Raw genomic sequence first — 588 nt, 5'->3', positions numbered from 1 at the left:
TGTCCTCGCGCAAGTTCCTTGGCCTGCGTGAACTGGCGGGCAAGATGGCCAAGCGCCTGCCCGGCCGCCTGGAACGCACGGCGAAGAAGGCGGACGAATACGCGCGCGGCATCATGACCGGCGGCACGCTGTTCGAGGAACTGGGCTTCTATTATGTCGGCCCCGTTGACGGCCATGACATGAACCAGCTCGTCCATATCCTGCGCAACCTGCGCGACGCCGAGGATGTCGGCCCCGTGCTGGTCCATGTCATTACCGAAAAGGGCCGTGGCTACACGCCCGCCGAATCGGCTGGTGACAAATATCACGCGGTGTCCAAGTTCAACGTCGTGACCGGCGAGCAGAAGAAAGGCCCGCCGGGCCCGCCGAGCTACACCTCGGTCTTCAGCCGCGAACTGGTCCGTCAGGCTGCAACAGACAACCGCATCGTCACCATCACCGCCGCCATGCCCTCGGGCACGGGGCTGGACAAGTTCGCCAAGGCCTATCCCGACCGCTTCTTCGATGTCGGCATTGCCGAGCAGCACGCCGTCACCTTCGCCGCCGGCATGGCGACGGAAGGGCTGCGCCCGTTCTGCGCCATCTACT

At 64.8% G+C, this 588-nt stretch carries 1 protein-coding gene; it reads left to right on the top strand.

Annotated features, from left to right (window positions below; translation table 11 throughout):
- The coding region (locus DY926_RS16480) for a 1-deoxy-D-xylulose-5-phosphate synthase N-terminal domain-containing protein (RefSeq protein WP_274541801.1) at positions 1 to 588 on the top strand (588 nt) is incomplete at both ends.

The organism is Komagataeibacter melaceti (genome assembly GCF_003403295.1).
GTDB classification, from domain to species: Bacteria; Pseudomonadota; Alphaproteobacteria; order Acetobacterales; family Acetobacteraceae; genus Komagataeibacter; species Komagataeibacter melaceti.
Note: the sequence above shows the minus strand (reverse complement) of the source record. Positions and strands in the feature narration are given on the sequence as shown.